Consider the following 20034-nt stretch of genomic DNA (forward strand, 5'->3'; position numbering starts at 1 on the left):
GATGAAACAATACAGAATACTGCCTATGGCTGTCGTTGGAATTATTGTTCTTGCAATAGATCAGCTGACGAAATATTTAGTGGCAACACGGATGGAACTTGGAGAGTCCATTCCGGTTCTCGGGGAGTTTTTTAAGATAACTTCCCACCGCAACAGCGGTGCCGCATGGGGGATGTTTGAAGGACGTATGATGTTCTTCTATATCATTACCGTCTTTGTAGTAATATTTTTAGCGTATTTCTATAAGACGGAAGCGAAGAATAATTTATTAATGCAGCTCGGCATCACACTGCTGATATCAGGGGCGCTCGGTAATTTTATCGACCGTCTGCTGTTTCAGGAAGTGGTCGATTTTGCAGACGTACTTCTGATCACTTATGATTTCCCTATTTTTAATGTGGCGGACAGTGCCCTTACTGTCGGCGTGATTATAATGTTAATCGAAGTATTTATAACGGGAAGAGGTAAAGAAGAAAAATGAATGTAACTATAACTGAAGAAAATGCAGGCACAAGACTGGATACAGTACTTGCAGGCATCGTTCCAGACACATCCCGTACAGATATACAAAACCGCGTGAAGTCGGGTCACATTACAGTGAACGGCAAAACGGTTAAACCGAACTATAAAGTAAAAGACGGTGACCATATCGAATTCTTTGAACGTGAAAACGTGGAAGCTGATATTGAACCTGAAAATTTAAACCTGGAAATTGTGTATGAAGACGACGACGTCGCGGTCGTTAACAAAGAACGCGGCATGGTTGTTCACCCTGCGGCAGGACATGCATCCGGTACGCTCGTTAACGGACTGATGGCACAGCTCGATAACCTGTCAGGCATTAACGGCGAGCTTCGTCCGGGTATCGTTCACCGAATCGATAAAGACACATCAGGTCTCCTGATGGTTGCAAAACACGACGTGTCACACCGTCATTTAGTTGACCAGCTTGTTGAAAAATCGGTAACGAGAAAATACACAGCACTTGTGCACGGTGTTATCCCGCATAACCTCGGAACGATTGAAGCACCGATCGGCCGCAATCCGAAAGAGCGTCAGGATATGGCTGTTGTCGATGATGGCAAAGAAGCGGTTACACACTTTAATGTACTTGAGCGTTTTGATAAGTTTACGCTTGTGGAATGCATTCTTGAAACTGGCCGTACGCACCAGATCAGAGTACACATGAAGTATATCGGTTACCCGCTGGCGGGAGATCCGAAATATGGCCCGAGAAAAACACTGGATGTCGGCGGACAGCTGCTGCATGCAGGCACACTCGGATTTACACACCCTAAAACAGGCGAGCGTCTGGAATTTAAATCAGAACTGCCTGTATACTTTACCGATGTACTGGAAGAAATGCGTCAGGCTGAAAAATAAATAACTGCTTGACTTAAAACTTCGGGATTGGTATGATGATTTCAATCAAATGAATACGAAGTCTTTAAATTTTAGTCCTGTGAGGCTGAGAAGACGTGAACTGCACAAAGACAGTAATCTGGGCCGGAATGGGCAGATTACGGCGATGCTCTGTGCAAAAATATAGGATAACTATATACTCATGTCTTCTGGCATGAGTATTTTTTTATGCAAAAATGGAGGAATTGGAAATGACGGCAAAAACAATTATGGACAGCGTTCAGATTAAAAGAGCAATTACACGCATGTCACACGAAATACTGGAAAAACATAAAGGCAGCGAAAACATCGTACTGCTCGGCATTAAAACACGAGGTGAACATCTTGCGGTCCGCATTCAGGAACGCATTGAAGAAATAGAAAGGGTTAAGCTCCCGACGGGCACGATTGATATCAGCGCATTCCGGGATGACCGTCCGGAAGATATTAAAGCGGATAACTCGGTAGTGGTCAATGCTGACTTTACGGATAAAGACGTTGTAATAGTGGATGATGTACTGCAGACGGGACGTACGATAAGAGCAGCGATTGATGCGATACTCAACACGGCGAGACCGACGACAATCTCACTTGCGATACTCGTTGACAGAGGACACAGAGAGCTGCCGATCAGACCGGATTATATCGGTAAAAACATTCCAACATCAAAAGCGGAAAAAGTTTCAGTGAAAGTGGAAGAAGTGGACGGGGAAACGAGTGTTACCATACTTTAATTAAAAGGGGATTGGATGATGGCAAAGTTTGAAGATGAAATTTTTCAGCGCAGCGTGGAACCTGAGCTTGATGTACACGAAAGACCGAGGTTTTTACAGGGACTGCTCCTAAGTTCGCAGCACCTGTTTGCAATGTTCGGTGCGACAGTACTTGTACCGTTCCTGACGGGGCTGCCGGTCAGTGCGGCACTCATAGCAAGCGGAATCGGAACGCTGCTTTACATTCTTATAACAAAAGGCCAGATACCGGCATATCTCGGCTCAAGCTTTGCTTTTATACTGCCGATTACAATCGCACTCGGTGCAAACACACTGGGTGAAGTGCTGACAGCATTGTTTTTCAGCGGGGTGCTATACGTACTCATCGGGCTCGTTATCAGACTGGCAGGCTCCGGTTGGATAATCAGGCTGCTGCCTCCGATAGTCGTAGGGCCTGTCATCATGGTAATCGGCCTTGGTCTCGCACCGGTTGCAGTGGATATGGCCATGTATACGGACTCCGGAAATCAGGAAGGCTACAGTATGACATACATCGCTGTTGCACTGATTACACTGACGATTACAATACTTGCCTCAATTTTTCTTAAAGGTGTGCTCGGCCTGATTCCGATACTTATCGGTATTATTGGCGGTTACATCGCAGCACTAATGTTTGGCATCGTTGACCTTGAATTGATCAGGGACACCGGCTGGTTTGTTCTGCCTGACCTTTACATTCCTTATCAGGACTATACACCGGCAATGAATATCGGATTGTTTATGGTCATGCTGCCAATCGTCTTCGTTACAATTTCCGAGCATATCGGACATCAGATGGTTATAAACAAAATTGTCGGGCGCAACTTCTTTAAGAAACCCGGACTTCACCGTTCGATTATCGGTGACGGTGTCGCAACGATGTTTGCGAGCACAATCGGGGGGCCGCCGACGACAACTTACGGTGAAAACATCGGAGTACTCGCAATCACGAGAATCTTCAGCGTCTGGGTGATCGGCGGGGCAGGGGTACTCGCTGTCATACTCGGCTTTGTCGGCAAGTTCACAGCAGTAGTGCAGAGCATTCCGTCACCGGTGATGGGCGGTGTGTCCATACTGCTCTTCGGAATCATCGCATCAAGCGGACTTCGCATGCTGGTCGACGCAAAAATTGACTTTGATAATAAACGCAACCTGGTTATCGCATCTGTGATATTAGTTATCGGGATCGGTAAAGCACATTTAGACTTCACAATAGGCAACATTCCTTTCAATCTGGAAGGTATGGCGCTCGCGGCAGTAGCGGGAATTATTCTAAATCTAATTTTACCTGAGAGGGAGACGAACTAAATGAAAAACTTATTATCTATGGAACATGTCACTCCGAAAGAAATCGAAGCATTAATCACGAGAGCAATCGATATTAAACACGGCAGACCGGTAATGAAATTAAACGGCAAAACAGTTGTGAATCTGTTCTATGAGAACTCTACGAGAACAAAGCTGAGTTTTGAAATGGCGGAGAAGAACCTTAACGTTGAGCGCCTGCCGTTCGATGTGGCGACAAGCTCGGTATCAAAAGGGGAGTCACTGTACGACACATGTAAAACGCTTGAAGCAATCGGCGCGGACGCACTGGTGATCAGACATCCGGATAATAAGTATTATGAAACACTCGAAAATCTCAACATCCCGGTCATTAACGGCGGTGACGGCAGCGGTTCACACCCGACACAGTCACTGCTCGATATGATGACAATTTACGAAAATCTCGGTCAAATATGCGGACTGAAAATTGCGATTGTCGGAGACATTAAACATTCGCGTGTCGCAAAATCAAATGCGCAGGCACTGACTAAAATGGGAGCTGAAGTGTACTTCTCGGGACCTCGTGAACTGCAGGATAATTCACTTCAGATTTCACAAATCAGCATCGATGAAGCGGTGGAGGTATGCGATGTTATTATGCTGCTCCGCGTACAGCATGAACGCCATGAATCTTACTCCGAAATGCCGAAAGAAGAATACAATGCATTGTACGGCATGAACAAAGCACGTATGGATCAGATGAAACCGCATGCTCTTGTCATGCACCCGGCACCGATTAACCGCGGTGTGGAGATTACTGACGAAGCAGTAGAAGGCGATAAGAGCGTAATCTTTGAGCAGATGACAAACGGCGTATTTATGCGCATGAGTATTTTAGAATCAGTACTGGACGGAGAGGGGACGAGCATCAATGCTTTTGAAAAACGCTACGCTGTTACTCAATAACAAAGAGCAGGTATCAGATGTGTATATTAAAAACGGTAAGATTGAAAGTGTCGGACAGAACCTGACAGGAGACGGTGAAGTTATCGACTGTACAGGGCTGTTGCTGACACCTGGTCTTGTCGATGTCCATGTGCACTTAAGAGAACCGGGATTCGAACATAAAGAAACGATTAAATCGGGTACGAAAGCAGCGGCGCGCGGCGGATTTACGACAATCTGTCCGATGCCGAATACGAATCCGATTATCGATACACCGGAAATACTCCGTGATTTAAATGAAAAAATTGAAAGCGATGCTGTCATTAAAGTACTGCCTTACGTGTCGATAACCACGGGTCTTAAAGGCGAGGAACTAGTAGACTTCGAAAAGTTAAAAGCAGAAGGTGCGTTTGCTTTCACTGACGACGGTGTCGGCGTACAGAGTGCGGATATGATGTACCGCGCGATGCAGAGCGCATCAAAACTCGATATGGCGATTGTTGCGCATACCGAAGAAAATTCACTGATATACGGCGGCGCGATACACGAAGGGAAAACGAGTGCAAAGCTCGGTGTAAAAGGTATTCCATCAATTACTGAGTCGACGCAGATTGCACGGGATGTGCTGCTTGCCGAAGCGGCTGACTGTCATTACCATGTATGTCACGTTTCAACGAAAGAGAGCGTCAGAGTAATCCGTGACGCGAAACGTGCCGGTATTAAAGTGACGGCGGAAGTGACGCCTCATCACCTCGTACTCGATGAGAACGATATTACAGAAAAAGATCCAAACTATAAGATGAACCCGCCGCTCCGAGCTTCTGAAGACAGGGGAGCACTAATTGAAGGGCTGCTTGACGGCACAATCGACTTTATCGCAACTGACCACGCACCGCATCAGGATGATGAAAAAGCGGCAGGCATTGAAACGGCACCTTTCGGTATCGTCGGTATTGAAAATGCATTTCAGCTCATTTTTACAAAACTTGTTAAAACAGGGGTGTTTACGCTGCAGCAGCTGGTCGACTGGATGACAGTCAAGCCGAGTGAAGTATTTAAACTGGACAGCGGGACGCTTAAAACAGGGAGAGCGGCAGACATTACACTGATTGACTTAAACCGCGAGTATATGCTCGATAAAAACGAATTTTTATCGAATTCTAAAAATACGCCGTTCCACGGTGAGACGCTGTTAAGCGATATCGCGATGACAATCGTTGACGGAAAAGTAGTGTACGAGAATAAGTAAAATACAGGGGTGCTGACATGCTTCAACTTGCGACCGCAATATCCAAAGCTGAAATTGCCGATAATATTTATGAACTTGTACTGAAAACTGAACTTGATAAATATACGCTCCGTCCGGGACAGTTTGTGCATGTGAGAGTGTCAAAATCGACAGAACATATGCTGAGACGTCCGATATCCATATCGAATATTGATCAGAACAATAATGAAATTACGATAATATTCAGGGCGGAAGGTCCGGGCACAAAAAAACTTGCGGAAACGGCTGCCGGAGATACAGTGGATGTGCTGATGCCGCTCGGCAACGGATATAATACTGATTCTGCCAAACCGGGAGAACATGTGCTGATCATCGGAGGAGGTATCGGAGTACCGCCGTTGTATGAACTGTCAAAACAGTTGAATGCTAAAGGTGTTAAAACGACTCATATACTTGGTTTTAACAGTAAAAAAGACGTGTTTTACGAAGCGGCGTTTAAGGTACTCGGTGAAACGTATGTCGCAACAGCAGACGGAACATACGGCACGAAGGGATTTGTCACTGATGTGATTAAAACAACCGGTACGGCATTTGATAAATTTTATGCATGCGGACCGAAAGTGATGCTGAAAGTGCTCGATGAAACGATGCCAATGGACGGATTCATTTCCCTGGAAGAAAGAATGGGCTGCGGTTTTGGAGTATGTTATGCATGTGTATGCGAGACGACAGCAGGCGGCCAGGTTAAAATTTGTACGGACGGTCCCGTATTTGAAAAAGGAGCGGTTGTACTGTGACGGACAGACTAAAAATTCACTTACCCGGTCTTGATTTGAAAAACCCTGTGATGCCGGCTTCAGGTTGCTTTAGTTTCGGTGAGGAGTTTTCACATCTGTATGACCTGTCGGAACTCGGGGCGGTAATGATTAAAGCGGCGACAGATGAATTGCGTCCGGGCAATAAAACGCCGCGTGTCGCAGAAACATCAAGCGGCATGCTGAACGCAATCGGGCTGCAGAATCCGGGTGTGGACCACATTATTGACAATGAACTGAAATTTCTCGAGCAGTTTGACGTACCGGTCATTGCCAATGTTGCCGGTACTAAAATTGAGGATTACGTTGAGGTGGCAAGGAAAATTTCAGCTGCACCGAACGTCAGCGCATTGGAACTGAACATTTCATGTCCGAACGTAAAAGAAGGCGGTATTCAATTTGGTACCGATCCACAAACAGCATACCGTTTAACAGCGGCAGTAAAAGCAGTCAGCGAAAAACCGGTATATGTGAAACTGTCGCCGAACGTAACGAACATAGTGGAAATGGCAGAGAGTGTGGCGAAAGCTGCAGACGGCATTACGATGATTAACACGCTGATCGGCATGCGTCTTGACAACAGCGGACGCCCGATTCTCGCTAATAAAACCGGGGGCTTAAGCGGCCCGGCGATAAAACCTGTGGCGTTGAACATGGTTTACCAGGTAAGACAGGCACTGCCGGACATTCCGATAATCGGTATGGGCGGTATAGCGTCTGTGGACGATGTCCTGGACTTTATCAGTGTCGGAGCAGACGCAGTGGCAGTCGGCACGATGAATTTTACGAACCCTTATATTTGCAAAGAACTGATCGATGAACTCGCGGTGAGAGCAGAAGATATGAATCTGAATCACATACACGACATAAAAGGTCGGGCGTTTCTTTAACACATTAGGAGGAATTTTAAGATGACAGCGAAACCAATTATTGCACTGGATTTCAGTACGTACGAAGAGGCTAAAATATTTCTTGCCGGCTTCGATGAAAAACTGTACGTCAAAATCGGCATGGAACTGTATATGCAGAGCGGGCCGGCGATTATCGATGTAATTAAAGCATACGGGCACGACGTTTTTCTGGACTTAAAATTACACGACATTCCGACAACAGTGGAACGTACAATGTCGGTACTCGGCAAACTTAATGTGGATATGGTCAACGTTCACGCATCCGGCGGTTTTGAAATGATGAAACGCGCCGCGGCAGCTTTCAGAAAAGAAAATGCAGATGGTAAAATAATTGCGGTGACACAGCTGACAAGCATGGATGAACGGACGATGCAGCGCGAGCAGCAGACACCGCTGTCTCTGACAGACAGCGTGCTTCATTATGCAGAACTGGCATATAAAGCGGGACTGGACGGTGTAGTATCATCACCGCTTGAAAGCAGACTGATTCATAATGAAATCTCGGAACACTTTTTAACAGTGACACCGGGCATCCGTTTACCGGACAATAATAACGATGATCAGGTCCGTGTTGTGACACCGGACAAAGCGAAATTACTCGGTTCCGATTATATTGTCGTCGGGCGGCCGATTACACAGAGCAGCAATCCGGCAGAAGCGTATAAAGAAATTAAACATCTGTGGGAGGGTGTATAATATGTATCCGTCAGTTGCACATATACTTTTGGATATCGATGCGGTCAAACTGTCACCTGAAGAACCGTTTACGTGGGCGAGCGGCATCAAATCACCGATTTACTGTGATAACAGACAGATTCTCGGTGATGTTGAAGCCCACCGTAAAGTAATCGAACTGTTTACACAACAGCTGTCAAAATTCGATGAAGCGGATGTTATTGTCGGTACAGCAACAGCGGGTATTCCCCATGCGACACTGATTGCCGACAGGCTGAACAAGCCGTCAGCGTATGTGCGCGGTTCTAAAAAAGCGCATGGTACTGCAAGGCAGATAGAAGGGGCTTCGGTAAATGGCAGACGGGTCGTCGTTATCGAAGACTTAATTTCAACAGGAGGCTCAAGTCTGAATGCTGTCGAAGCACTTCGGGCAGACGGCGCTGAAGTCATCGGTGTTGCTGCAATATTCTCATACGGCATCGAGGGTGCAAAAGAGAAATTTGAGGAAGCCGAGTGTGCTTACTCTGTGCTGTGCGATCTGGATACGCTGCTTGAAGTGGCAGAAAAACGTAAGGTACTGGATGCAAAAGGTGCAGACGAGGTACGTCGATTCAGAGACGGGTTATAATAATTGGAACCGGCAGACTGATTGGTCTGACGGTTTTTTGTTGTGGATTGACTGCGTGTGACCGCCGGCACCGGAAACAAAAAAGCGCCGAATTATCGGCGCTTTCGTTAATCCTTTTTCATTTGTTTAACTTTGTCAGGGTCCGGATCGACGAGTACCGTCGATTGTTCACTGTATGTTACGAAGCCGGGTTTCGTGCCCGGGATATTTTTAACGTGTTTGATTTCCGTATAGTCAACGGGCACGCCTGCTGACTGGCCCGCTTTCGAGTGAAATGCGGCAAGCATTGCCGCTTCAAGTATGTCTTCTTCCGGTATGTCCGGAGCGTTATGTGCAATGACGACGTGTGAGCCCGGGATGTCTTTCGTATGGAGCCACAGATGGTTGTTCTGTGCTTTCCGGTTCGTTAAATAGTCGTTCTGTTTATTGTTCTTGCCGACAAAAACCGGCAGACCGTTCGATGTTTCAAACTCATGCAGCTGAATTTTATGTGTTTTCTTTTTCTTTTTGCCTCTGCCGCGCTCTTTAATAATCTTCTGTTCGATTAATTCCTGTCGGACTTCCTCGACTTCATCTGCCGTCGTGATATTTTCCATCTGATGCAGCAGATTACTGTAATACTCAACGTCCATATGTGCAATTCTAAGCTGTTCTTCCGCAAGCTTCTCACGGTTTTTCAACTTATTGTACATATTGTAGTAGCGTTGTGCATTTTCTGCAGGCGAGAGCTGTTTATCGAGAGGAATTTCTATATCCTCATTTGTATAGTAATCCATCACGACTGCGGATTCCTGATAATTGCCGATGCTGTGCATATAAGCTGTAATCAGCTCACCGTATTTCTGGTACTTGTCTTTTTCCGCCGCTTCTGTTAAATCCGCTTCAAGGTTCGTTATTTTACGTACAGTCTTATCGTGCTCACGCTCGATGACCTGCAGGTAGTCCGACGATTTCTGGCGGATGGCGCTGATCTGGTTGCGCCGGTGGTAAAACTCATCGAGCAGCCCGCTCAGCGTTTCATACGTCTTATCGGGTTCGCCGAGATGTGTCAGCGGCGTAAAGTAAAATACAGGTTTCTTCCGTTCGTAATAAACCGCCTGGATATTCTCAGCCGCTTTAAACGTCTCTTTAATTGCCGGTACGATATTATCCGTGTTGAAGTATTTTACATGCGATTCCACCTCGTCGATAAACACGGGGCTGAAGCCTTCAATGTTTTTCAATATCTGGCGTTTCAGCCTGCCTGAGTTAAAGTCGATAAACTTCGGCAGCTCGTCGAGTTCTGCGGTTCTCGGATTCAGCTTCTTATCTGTCGGCGGGCCTTCGTATGTGAAGCCCGGCATAATTGTCCGGACATTATTGTTCGGCGTTAAATGTTTAATGCCGTCGATAATTTTATATTCGCTGTCTGTTAAAATAATATTCGAATGACGCCCCATAATTTCAAGTATCAGTATGCGTTCAATATCATCGCCGATATCGTTAATTGCACGGATATGAATGTGCACCTGCCGGTCGTTGCCGAGCTGTTCAATAGACGTAATAAAACCGCCCTCGATATGTTTTCTTAAAATACGTGAAAACATCGGCGGATCAAAAGGGAACTCATATTTCTGTTCTGTGATATGGAAGCGGGCGTACATCGGGTGACTGCTCATAAGCAGCTGATGGTTTTTACCGCCTGCGCGCATTTTAAATAGAAGAGATGTATTATCCATCTGCTGTATTTTATTTATTTTACCGCGCACCAGAAACTGGAGTTCATCTACCAGTGCATGTGTAAAATTTCCGTCAAAAGCCATGGGTTTTCCTCCTCAAAATGATTACATATTATTTTAGCATGAATGGGGATTTAATGTCCGGTTTAAGGATGAAATTTTATGCAATCTATGGTACATTAAGAAGTAATCAAAATTAGAAAGGTTACATTCTATGGTATCTGATAAAGGATTGCTCATCGTTCTCTCGGGCCCTTCGGGCGTCGGTAAAGGCACAGTAAGAAAAGCTGTTTTCGACCACCAGGAGACGAATTTTAAATACTCTATTTCTATGACAACAAGACAGAAACGAGAAGGCGAACGTGATGGCATAGATTACTTTTTCAAGTCGCACGAGGAATTTGAAGCGCTGATCGCACAGGACAAGTTTATCGAGTACGCTGAATATGTAGGCAACTACTACGGCACGCCGGTAGATTACGTTAAAGACACAATTGCAGACGGGCACGATGTGTTTCTGGAAATTGAAGTTGAAGGTGCAAAACAGGTAAGGGAAAAATTCCCGGACGCTTTATTTATCTTCCTTGCACCGCCGACTCTGGCGCAGCTTGAAGAGCGTTTAATCGGCCGCGGTACGGATTCACAGGAAGTGATCAACCACCGTATTAAAGAAGCGAAACGCGAACTCAGCTTAATGAACTTATACGATTATGTCGTAATTAACGATGATGTGGATACAGCACGCCAGAAAATTCAGTGCATTGTTGAAGCGAGCCACCTCGAACGTTCACGAGTGGAAAACAAGTTAAGAAAACTTTTACTGGAGGCAAATAATTAATGTTATACCCAGCTGGTCATGAACTTAAAAAAAATGTCGATTCCAAATACCTTGTTGTAACGATGGCGGCTAAGCGCGCAAGACAGTTACAGGAAAATCCTGAAGGTGCATTACTCGACTCATACCGTTCGAAAACAAATGTCGGCTACTCTCTTGAAGAGATTGCAGCAGGCAAAGTTACAGTACACAAATAAAAGAGATATAATGAGGCTGACAAGAAATTGTCAGCTTTTTTTAAAGAGGTGATTAATTTGGCAAATATTGTCCTCGGAGTTACAGGGGGAATTGCAAGTTATAAAGCAATCGATTTAACGAGTAAACTCATTCAATCCGGGCATGAGGTCCGCGTTGTCCTGACGGATAATACGCTGGAGTTCGTGACGCCGCTCGCTTTTCAGGCAATCAGCAGAAACCACGTCTATACCAATACTTTTTTAGAAGAAAATCCAAGTCATATTGCACATATTAATATCGGGGAGTGGGCTGACATTATCGCAGTCGTTCCGGTTACGGCAAATACGATCGGTAAATTTGCAAACGGCATCTACGATAACATGCTGCTGAACGTGCTCGCTGCCAATACGAAACCCGTATTAATGGCGCCGGCAATGAACGTTCATATGCTGCACCAGCCGTCCGTTCAGGAAAACATCGATAAACTGCGCAGCCAGGGTGTGGAGTTTATCGACTCGGAAACAGGTTTTCTTGCATGCGGATACAACGCAAAAGGCCGTCTGGCAGCCGTGCCTGATATAATGGCGAAAATTAACGATATGCTGAATGTAAAACAGACGCTTGCAAATAAACGCGTGCTGGTTACGGCAGGGCCGACGAGGGAACGCCTTGACCCGATCAGATATCTGTCCAATTTTTCAAGCGGGAAAATGGGTTACAGTATCGCAGACAGTTTTAAACGACGCGGTGCCGATGTTATTCTCGTCAGCGGACCGACAAATCTGCCGGCACCACCGGGTGTGACGCGCATCGACGTGGAATCCACAGCCGAGATGTTCGAAGCGGTGAAACAGCACATGAATGCGGATATCGGTATCTTTACCGCAGCTGTGTCCGACTTTACCGTTAAAGATAAAAGTGAGCATAAAATTAAAAAGCAGGCAGGCAGTGTGCCGGCAATCGAATTAACCGAAACTGAAGATATATTAAAGTATGTCGGTCATAACAATGAAGACATGTATGTCGTCGGCTTTGCCGCAGAAACAAATAATGTTGAAGAATATGCACAGGGGAAACTAGAGTCAAAAAAGGCTGACGCAATTATTATGAACGATGTATCGGATACGTCAATCGGCATGAACAGTGACGATAATGAAGTAACGATTATTTATAAAGACGGCGGCAAAGTGCCGCTTCAAAAAATGGCAAAGACCGAACTTGCAGAAAAAATAGCGGATGAACTGATGAATAAGGTGATGGACTGATGTTTGCTGCAGTAATCGTCGGAGTCAACAGCAAAGACGTTAACCGGCTGTTCGATTATAAAATTCCTGACCGCCTCACGGATGTTATTAAAGTCGGGCACCGCGTCTTCGTACCATTTGGTCCAAGACATGTTCAGGCATACGTTATGAGTATTCATGACGACACCGGTGTCCCTGAGGACAAAGTGAAGGAAATTGTCAAGGTGATGGATGTTGAGCCGGTGCTGACAGATGAACTCGTTGAACTCTCGAAAAAGCTCGCGAACTATTACATCGAGCCGTATATATCTGTTATTGAAACGATACTGCCGGTGGCGTTGAAAACAAAGTCGAAAAAAGTCCTGATGCTTGATGATTCAGCATCAGGTGAAGCAAAATTTATCTATGAAAGTTATGCTGTTAACGGTGAACTGGAAACGAAAAGTCTCCATACGCGTGATCTCGCAAAACTGATGCCGTATATCGACACAGGGGAAATTTATGAAGATATTCTGATCAAGCAGCATACGCGTAAAAAAATCCAAAAAGGCGTGCGCTCACTCTACTTAAATAAAGCACCGCTGGAACGTGCCCCAAAACAGTACGAGGCGCTGCATGTTATCGAAGACAGCAATGAGCCGGTGCTGCTCGCTGACCTTAAAGCACAGGGATACTCGGAAGCGCTTGTCCGGGAACTGGAGAAAAAAGGTTACGTGGAAAAACTCGATATGATCGTCGAACGTGATCCGTATGAATCAGCAGTGTTTGAAGCGGATTACGAAAAGGAACTGACAGGAGAGCAGACGGCGGCATTTAACAGCATCAATAATGCACTTAACAACAGAGAAGATGAAACGTTTCTGCTTCACGGTATTACAGGGAGCGGGAAAACAGAAGTATATCTGCAGCTGATCCAGACTGCATTGAACAACGGCCGGGATGCAATTATGCTCGTCCCTGAAATCGCACTGACACCGCAAATGGTCAACAGGTTTAAAGCGCGTTTCGGCGACGATGTGGCGGTGCTGCATTCGGCGCTGTCGCATGGTGAAAAATACGATGAATGGCGTAAAATCCAGAGTGGGCGCGCACGGGTATCCGTCGGCGCACGTTCTTCAATATTCGCACCGTTTAAAAATATCGGGATTATTATTATCGACGAAGAGCACGAAACGACGTACAAACAATCTGAACGTCCGATGTACCATGCAGCAGAAGTCGCGAAACTCAGATCGGAATATCATCATTGTCCGGTCGTTCTGGGTTCTGCGACACCATCTCTTGAATCATACGCACGGAGTTCAAAAGAAGTGTACAAGCGCTTCGAACTGACGCACCGTCCGGGTATGCAGCAGGTGCCGAAGGCGGAAATTGTCGATATGAGCGATGAACATAAAGACGGCAACTCAGGTATTTTATCGCGCAGGCTTGAAGCGGCGATACAGGACAGAATTGACAGAGGCGAACAGACCGTACTGCTGTTAAACAGAAGAGGATTTGCGAATTTCCAGATCTGTCAGAACTGCGGTCATGTGCCGCAGTGTCCAAACTGCGATATTTCACTGACATATCATAAAAATAACAGCAGCCTTCTTTGTCATTACTGCAGCTACGAAGAGCAGGTGACACGTAAGTGTGCTGACTGCGGTTCAACTGACGTGACATTCAGAGGAACCGGTACACAAAAAGTGGAAGAAATTTTACGCGATGTTTTTAACGTTGATATTATCCGCATGGATGTCGATACAACACAGCGTAAAGGCGCGCATGAACAGCTGCTCAGCCGTTTTGAAAGCGACAATGTGCCGATACTGCTCGGAACGCAGATGATTGCAAAAGGGCTCGACTATCCGAATGTAACGCTCGTTGGCGTACTGAATGCGGATACGATGTTAAATCTGCCGGACTTCAGGGCGAATGAACGGACGTTCCAGCTGCTGACGCAGGTGGCCGGCCGTGCCGGACGTCATGAGCTGCCCGGTGAAGTGATTTTTCAGACATATAACCCGGAACATTATGCGATTACGCTTGCGATGACGAACAATTATACGGAGTTTTACGACAGGGAAATGCAGTTCAGAAAGTTCGCGAGATACTCACCGTATTATTTCCATATACTGTTTACCGTATCGGCAGAACGGATTCACGACTGTCTTGAAGCGACGACCGACATTCATAAAACACTCGTCGACAATGTGAGTGAAAGCTGTATTATTATCGGGCCGTCGCCAAGTCCGATTGAGCGGATTAAAAATAAGAACAGATTCCAGATACTGTTGAAATACAAACGGGAACCTGAACTGAAACATGTACTCGACGCACTTGATGAAAAGTATACACAGATTTATAAAAAGACAGGATTGTCTTTAAAAATTGACGTCGATCCACAATATATTATGTAGGAGATTTCATATGACTAAAATTATCTTTATGGGTACACCGGATTTTTCGGTACCGATACTAAAAGAACTTCATAAAGAGTACGGAGTAGACCTGGTGATATCACAGCCGGCACGTCCTGTCGGACGCAAAAAAGTAATGACGGATCCGCCGGTGGCCGCAGCTGCAAAACTGCTCGGCATAGAACTGTACCAGCCGGAAACGATGAAGTCGGAAGAAGCGTTTAAGATCGTTTCGGACTTAAATCCGGACCTGATTATTACAGCGGCTTTCGGACAGCTTCTGCCGGAAGAAATTTTAAACATTCCGGCACTGGGGTCGCTGAACGTGCACGCTTCGCTGCTGCCTAAACACCGCGGTGGTGCACCGATTCACCGTGCACTGATTGACGGTGATGAAGAAACCGGCGTAACGATTATGTACATGGCTAAAAAGCTCGATGCAGGAGATATTGTTTCTGCACGCAGCATTAAAATAGAGGACAGTGACAACACGGGAACGCTGTTCAACAAACTGAGCAGTATCGGTGCCTCACTGTTAATGGATACACTGCCGGCTGTCATCGACGGCACAAACGGACGTACACCGCAAAATGACAGCGAAGCAACGTTCAGTCCGAATATATTAAAGAGCGATGAAGTGATCAGCTTTAACAAACCGGCACGGGAAGTGTTTAATCATATACGCGGCCTGGCACCGTGGCCGGTCGGACATACGATACTCGGTGACAAGCGCCTGAAAATATTTGCAGCTGAACCCGCTGAAGGGAATCCGGGGAAAACACCGGGGACAATTACAGGGAAAAGTGACAACGGCTTCTTTGTCCAGGCAGCGGACGGGCTCGTAAACATTACCGAAGTCCAGCTTGCCGGCAGGAAGAAAAATAATGCGCTCGATTTTATTAATAACAACAGTGATTTAATCGGCACGAAACTGGGTGAGAACTAATGACAGTCAGAGCATTGGCATTGGAATTATATGAAGAAGTAATCGATAATAAAGCATACAGCAATATCGTATTAAACGATGCATTGCGTTTTGAAGAACTGAATCCGCAGGATAAAGGTCTTCTGACTGAAATTCTGTACGGCACACTGCAGCACAAACTGACACTTGAGTATTATGTCAGACCGTTTATTAAAACGAAACTGCGCCGCTGGCAGCGGTACCTGCTGCTTATCTCAGTGTATCAGCTGGAGTATCTTGACCGCGTTCCGGATTTTGCTGTGATCAATGAAGCAGTTGAAATCGCAAAAGAGCGCGGCGGTCTGCAGGCCGGTAAACAGATTAACGGAATTCTCCGCGCGTATTTACGCGGTGAACGGCCGGATATCGACGGCATTAAAAATGATGCGGCGCGTCTGTCGTTAAAATACAGTATGCCGAAATGGTTAGTAAACCACTGGTTTAAACATTACAGTACAGAAGAAACAGAACGGATTATTTCATCGCTGAATGAAAAACCGCAAATGTATCTCCGCGTCAATAAAAAGCGTGTCGACCGCAGCAATTTGATCGAAATGCTGCTGGACGAAGGATATGATGTCAGGGAATCCGCACTCCATCCGGACGCGATTGAATTCAACGGACAGAACATTACGCACAGCGACAGTTATAAAGACGGCTTTTTTGCGATACAGGATGTCTCATCAATGTTCGTCAATCTGGCACTGGATCCGGAAGATAATGACGATATTCTCGATGCATGCAGTGCACCGGGAGGCAAAGGTCTTCATGCGCTTGAATCGATGGATGGTGGCAGCGTCTCACTTGGAGATGTGCACGAACATAAAATCACACTGATTGATAATGAAGCGGCGCGGCTGAAACATACTAATTACGAGGCATTTGTTGCGGACGCAGCAGCATATGACTACGATCGCCGGTACGACCGTATTATTGTTGACGCACCATGCTCCGGACTCGGTGTTGTAAAGCGCAAACCTGAAATTAAATACGAGCGCAATGAAAACAGCATTAACGAATTAGTTGAACTGCAGCTTGAAATTTTAGATAATGTTAAAAAGTATTTGAAACCGGGCGGGGTATTAATTTACTCTACCTGTACAATTCATCAGCTGGAAAATGAAAATGTTGCCTACACGTTTAAAAAACGCCACGACGACATTGAATTTGATAATTTCAGTATCCCGGCATTTAACTTTACGGGGCCGTACAGACAAATCCTTCCGTATGAACATCACACCGACGGTTTTTTCATTGCGAGATTTAAAAAGTCTGACAGCTAATGCCACGGAGCAGGAGGGTTAATTTTGAAAGTAATTGAAAAAAGTATTTGCGGTAATTACAGAGATACAAATGAAGATTTAACAGGACATTTTTACAACCGGACAAATCAGCCGCTCCTCTTAATTGCGGATGGTATGGGCGGTCACGAATACGGAGAAGTTGCGAGTAAATTTGTTTACGATAAAGTAAAAGCGGCATGGGAAAGCAATAATCTGTTTAACATGGACGAAGCGGAACGCTATTTGCGCGACCTCGTGATGAAAACAAATCACGAACTGTACGATTACCAGGAAGAAAATCCAGAGTATCATGGGATGGGCACGACGCTCGTACTTGTGGCAGTTATCGAGTCATCGATTATCGTTCTAAATGTCGGTGACTCCCGTGCGTTTGTTATGAATAACCGTAAGATCGAGCAGGTGACGGAAGATCATACTTTCGTGAACGTTCTCGTCTCGAGCGGTGAAATTACAGAAGAAGAAGCACTGACACATCCGAGACGTAATCTGATTACAAAGGCGATGGGCACGGAGAAAGTCATTCAGGCGGATGTATTCCGTCTTCGCGGACGCCAGTATGATTACATCGTCCTCGCAACTGACGGTCTGACAGATGCAGTCAGAACCGATGAAATACATCATTTAATGTACAGCACGAAACTGACGCTTCAGGAAAAAGCGGAGGAACTGACAAAAACTGCAGAAATGAACAATTCACGGGATAATATCAGTGTCGTCCTCGCTGACCTGAAAGCAGGTGGAGACACGTGATCGGTACAGTTGTTTCCGAACGTTATAAAATAGAGAAGTATCTCGGCGGCGGCATGAGTTCAGTTTATCTGGCGACGGATATTATTCTGAACCGTGAAGTTGTCGTTAAGATGATTAAGGCGGATCCGCTGCATAAAGAAAAATCAGTCCAGCGTTTCCAGCGTGAAGTGGAAAGTACAATCCAGCTGTCACATCCGAATATCGTCAGCGTGATGGATGTGGATGAAACAGAGGAGTACCATATTCTCGTTACAGAAGTGGTACACGGTCCGAACTTAAAAGAACATATCGTTAAAAACAGTCCGCTTGATATCGACGAAGTCATCAGCATTGCAATGATGACACTGCGTGGTATCGAGCACGCACACGACCGGGGTATTATTCACCGTGATATAAAACCCCAGAATATTCTGCTCGATGCTGACGGCAGAGTTAAAATAACCGATTTCGGTATTGCAAAAGCACTGAGTGAAACACGAATGACAGAGACGAATCAGGTCATCGGTTCCGTCCAGTACATTTCACCGGAACAGGCGAAAGGTCAGAACACGGATGAACGTACCGATATATACTCTTTTGGTGTTATGCTGTTTGAACTGCTGACAGGTAAACTGCCTTATGAAGCTGAAACAGCTGTATCGGTAGCACTGAAACATATTTCAGAGCCGTTTCCGGATATTTCCGAGTACCGTGATATTCCAGTCGGTTTAAAAAATATCGTCATGAAATGTACGGAAAAAGAGCCGATGAACAGATACAGACATGCAGATGATGTACTGTCGGCGCTCGTGTACTATAAAGATGTTTCAAAACCGTATGTACCGGCTAAAAAACACGAGCAGGAAAAAACGAAGGTGACACCGGTTCCTAAAAAAGAAGAGCCTGAAAACAAAGCGCAGGCAGCACCGGTTCCGGTGCATAAACCAAAAGCAGAACCCCAGTCTGAACCACCCGCCGGTGAAGAAAAGAAAAAAAGGCGTAAGTGGCCGTGGATAGTGTTCCTCCTGCTGTTTCTCCTGACAGCTGCGGCAGTTATCGTCTATCTGCTGTGGCCGAGACAGTCACCGACAGTCAGCCTCGTGAACCTGCAGGATATGACAGTTGAAGAAGCTGAGGAATATCTGCTGTCGGAAGATCTCGTTACCGGGAATATTTCTGAAATTTACGACGACAGCTTTGAAGAGGGCAGTATTATAGAAACGTCACCGGTGTCCGGTGCCGAGGTCGAACGTGGCAGCACTGTGGATATGCTTGTGAGTAAAGGTGAAGAACCGTATACGACAGAAGATTACACAAATCAAATGTATGAAGATGTCGAAGCGGACCTTGAAGCTGCAGGATTTACAATAGACAGCGAGAATCAGTACAGCAGTGAAATACCTGCCGGTACGATTATCGATCAGGATGTCGCAGCAGGTGAGGCGGTCTATCCGGATGAAACTGAAATTACATTTACAGTATCCGACGGTCCCGAGCCGGTCCCGGTTACAAACTATGCCGGGACATCGCTTGAAGCGGCCCGTGCCGAACTTGAGAGCCGGGGCTTTATCGTCAATGTAACGAATGAAATATACAGCAGTGAAGTGCCTGCCGGCGCAATTGTGTCACAGGATCCGAGTTACGGGGACTTCCTGCCGGGTTCACATATTAACGTCATCGTATCTCTTGGTGAAGAGCCGCCGAGAGAAACGACATACCAGATTTCGCTGAACATACCGTATCCAAAAGAGACGGACAGTTCATCATCATCTTCATCTAAAGATGATGACAAGGAGAAAAAAGACAAGAAACAGAAGCCTGAACCGGTGGAAGCGGAAATCTTTATCGGCGATAAGGATAATGACGTCAAACAGGTTGCTGAAACGATTGAAATCACCGAAGATACCAACCACACCATTTCTCTGATTCTCCTGGAAGGTGAATCGGGGCAATACCGTGTAGAGGTTGACGGAGAAGAAGTAATAAGCGAAACTGTAGATAATAAGTAAATATTGGCATTGGCTTTGCTGTTTATATATA

General features: G+C 45.8%; 19 protein-coding genes. 18 read left to right on the forward strand and 1 reads right to left on the reverse strand.

What is annotated here, in order from left to right; translation table 11 throughout:
- Nucleotide 1 precedes the first annotated feature (1 nt).
- The 10 genes from lspA to pyrE all read left to right on the forward strand — a co-directional run bounded on the left by lspA (nt 2) and on the right by pyrE (nt 8621).
- On the forward strand, nt 2-481 hold the full coding sequence (gene lspA / locus RZ44_RS02270; protein ID WP_035808014.1) for a signal peptidase II: 480 nt from the start codon (nt 2-4) through the stop codon (nt 479-481).
- Nucleotides 478-1383 (forward strand): RluA family pseudouridine synthase, encoded by a 906-nt coding sequence (locus tag RZ44_RS02275; RefSeq protein WP_035808017.1) that lies wholly within the window; start codon nt 478-480, stop codon nt 1381-1383. Before lspA ends, RZ44_RS02275 begins: the two co-directional genes overlap by 4 nt.
- Before the next feature lie 230 nt (nt 1384-1613).
- Nucleotides 1614-2135, forward strand: coding sequence for a bifunctional pyr operon transcriptional regulator/uracil phosphoribosyltransferase PyrR (gene pyrR / locus RZ44_RS02280; protein ID WP_035808020.1), 522 nt, complete (start codon nt 1614-1616; stop codon nt 2133-2135).
- Between the two features lie 18 nt (nt 2136-2153).
- Nucleotides 2154-3461 (forward strand): solute carrier family 23 protein, encoded by a 1308-nt coding sequence (locus RZ44_RS02285; RefSeq protein WP_407927278.1) that lies wholly within the window; start codon nt 2154-2156, stop codon nt 3459-3461.
- Nucleotides 3462-4385, forward strand: coding sequence for an aspartate carbamoyltransferase catalytic subunit (locus tag RZ44_RS02290; protein ID WP_052108737.1), 924 nt, complete (start codon nt 3462-3464; stop codon nt 4383-4385).
- A complete protein-coding gene (locus RZ44_RS02295) occupies nt 4351-5613 on the forward strand; it encodes a dihydroorotase (RefSeq protein WP_035808026.1) in 1263 nt (420 codons plus the stop codon). The genes RZ44_RS02290 and RZ44_RS02295 overlap by 35 nt, the downstream gene beginning before the upstream one ends.
- Nucleotides 5614-5630: 17 nt before the next feature.
- Nucleotides 5631-6389, forward strand: a complete 759-nt coding sequence (locus RZ44_RS02300; protein WP_035808028.1) for a dihydroorotate dehydrogenase electron transfer subunit — start codon at nt 5631-5633, stop codon at nt 6387-6389.
- The gene (locus tag RZ44_RS02305; RefSeq protein WP_035808030.1) at nt 6386-7297 is read left to right on the forward strand and encodes a dihydroorotate dehydrogenase; all 912 of its coding nucleotides are present in this window, start codon (nt 6386-6388) and stop codon (nt 7295-7297) included. The genes RZ44_RS02300 and RZ44_RS02305 overlap by 4 nt, the downstream gene beginning before the upstream one ends.
- 21 nt (nt 7298-7318) lie before the next feature.
- Nucleotides 7319-8014 (forward strand): orotidine-5'-phosphate decarboxylase, encoded by a 696-nt coding sequence (gene pyrF, locus RZ44_RS02310; protein WP_035808032.1) that lies wholly within the window; start codon nt 7319-7321, stop codon nt 8012-8014.
- A gap of 1 nt (nt 8015) precedes the next feature.
- Entirely contained in the window at nt 8016-8621 is a 606-nt protein-coding gene (gene pyrE / locus RZ44_RS02315; RefSeq protein WP_035808035.1) for an orotate phosphoribosyltransferase, read from the forward strand.
- A 107-nt stretch (nt 8622-8728) separates the two neighbouring features.
- Here pyrE and RZ44_RS02320 read toward each other — a convergent pair whose 3' ends face one another.
- The gene (locus tag RZ44_RS02320) at nt 8729-10423 is read right to left on the reverse strand and encodes an Rqc2 family fibronectin-binding protein (RefSeq protein ID WP_035808036.1); all 1695 of its coding nucleotides are present in this window, start codon (nt 10421-10423) and stop codon (nt 8729-8731) included.
- Nucleotides 10424-10553: 130 nt separating this feature from the next.
- Here RZ44_RS02320 and gmk point away from each other — a divergent pair, with 130 nt between their 5' ends.
- The 8 genes from gmk to pknB are packed head-to-tail and all read left to right on the forward strand — an operon-like array spanning nt 10554 to nt 20003.
- A complete protein-coding gene (gmk, locus tag RZ44_RS02325) occupies nt 10554-11177 on the forward strand; it encodes a guanylate kinase (protein ID WP_035808037.1) in 624 nt (207 codons plus the stop codon).
- Nucleotides 11177-11371 carry a DNA-directed RNA polymerase subunit omega gene (gene rpoZ / locus RZ44_RS02330; protein ID WP_035808039.1) on the forward strand — a complete coding sequence of 65 codons (195 nt, stop codon included), beginning with the start codon at nt 11177-11179 and terminating at the stop codon, nt 11369-11371. Before gmk ends, rpoZ begins: the two co-directional genes overlap by 1 nt.
- 57 nt (nt 11372-11428) lie before the next feature.
- The gene (gene coaBC, locus RZ44_RS02335; protein WP_035808040.1) at nt 11429-12616 is read left to right on the forward strand and encodes a bifunctional phosphopantothenoylcysteine decarboxylase/phosphopantothenate--cysteine ligase CoaBC; all 1188 of its coding nucleotides are present in this window, start codon (nt 11429-11431) and stop codon (nt 12614-12616) included.
- The gene (priA, locus tag RZ44_RS02340) at nt 12616-14997 is read left to right on the forward strand and encodes a primosomal protein N' (RefSeq protein ID WP_035808043.1); all 2382 of its coding nucleotides are present in this window, start codon (nt 12616-12618) and stop codon (nt 14995-14997) included. Before coaBC ends, priA begins: the two co-directional genes overlap by 1 nt.
- 10 nt (nt 14998-15007) lie before the next feature.
- Nucleotides 15008-15943, forward strand: coding sequence for a methionyl-tRNA formyltransferase (gene fmt / locus RZ44_RS02345; protein WP_035808047.1), 936 nt, complete (start codon nt 15008-15010; stop codon nt 15941-15943).
- The gene (rsmB, locus tag RZ44_RS02350) at nt 15943-17244 is read left to right on the forward strand and encodes a 16S rRNA (cytosine(967)-C(5))-methyltransferase RsmB (RefSeq protein WP_035808049.1); all 1302 of its coding nucleotides are present in this window, start codon (nt 15943-15945) and stop codon (nt 17242-17244) included. The genes fmt and rsmB overlap by 1 nt, the downstream gene beginning before the upstream one ends.
- Nucleotides 17245-17268: 24 nt before the next feature.
- Nucleotides 17269-18015, forward strand: a complete 747-nt coding sequence (locus RZ44_RS02355; RefSeq protein WP_052108739.1) for a Stp1/IreP family PP2C-type Ser/Thr phosphatase — start codon at nt 17269-17271, stop codon at nt 18013-18015.
- Entirely contained in the window at nt 18012-20003 is a 1992-nt protein-coding gene (gene pknB, locus RZ44_RS02360; protein ID WP_035808053.1) for a Stk1 family PASTA domain-containing Ser/Thr kinase, read from the forward strand. Before RZ44_RS02355 ends, pknB begins: the two co-directional genes overlap by 4 nt.
- Nucleotides 20004-20034 lie beyond the last annotated feature (31 nt).

Origin of the sequence: Jeotgalicoccus saudimassiliensis (assembly GCF_000756715.1) — a bacterium.
Classification (GTDB): Bacteria; Bacillota; Bacilli; order Staphylococcales; family Salinicoccaceae; genus Jeotgalicoccus; species Jeotgalicoccus saudimassiliensis.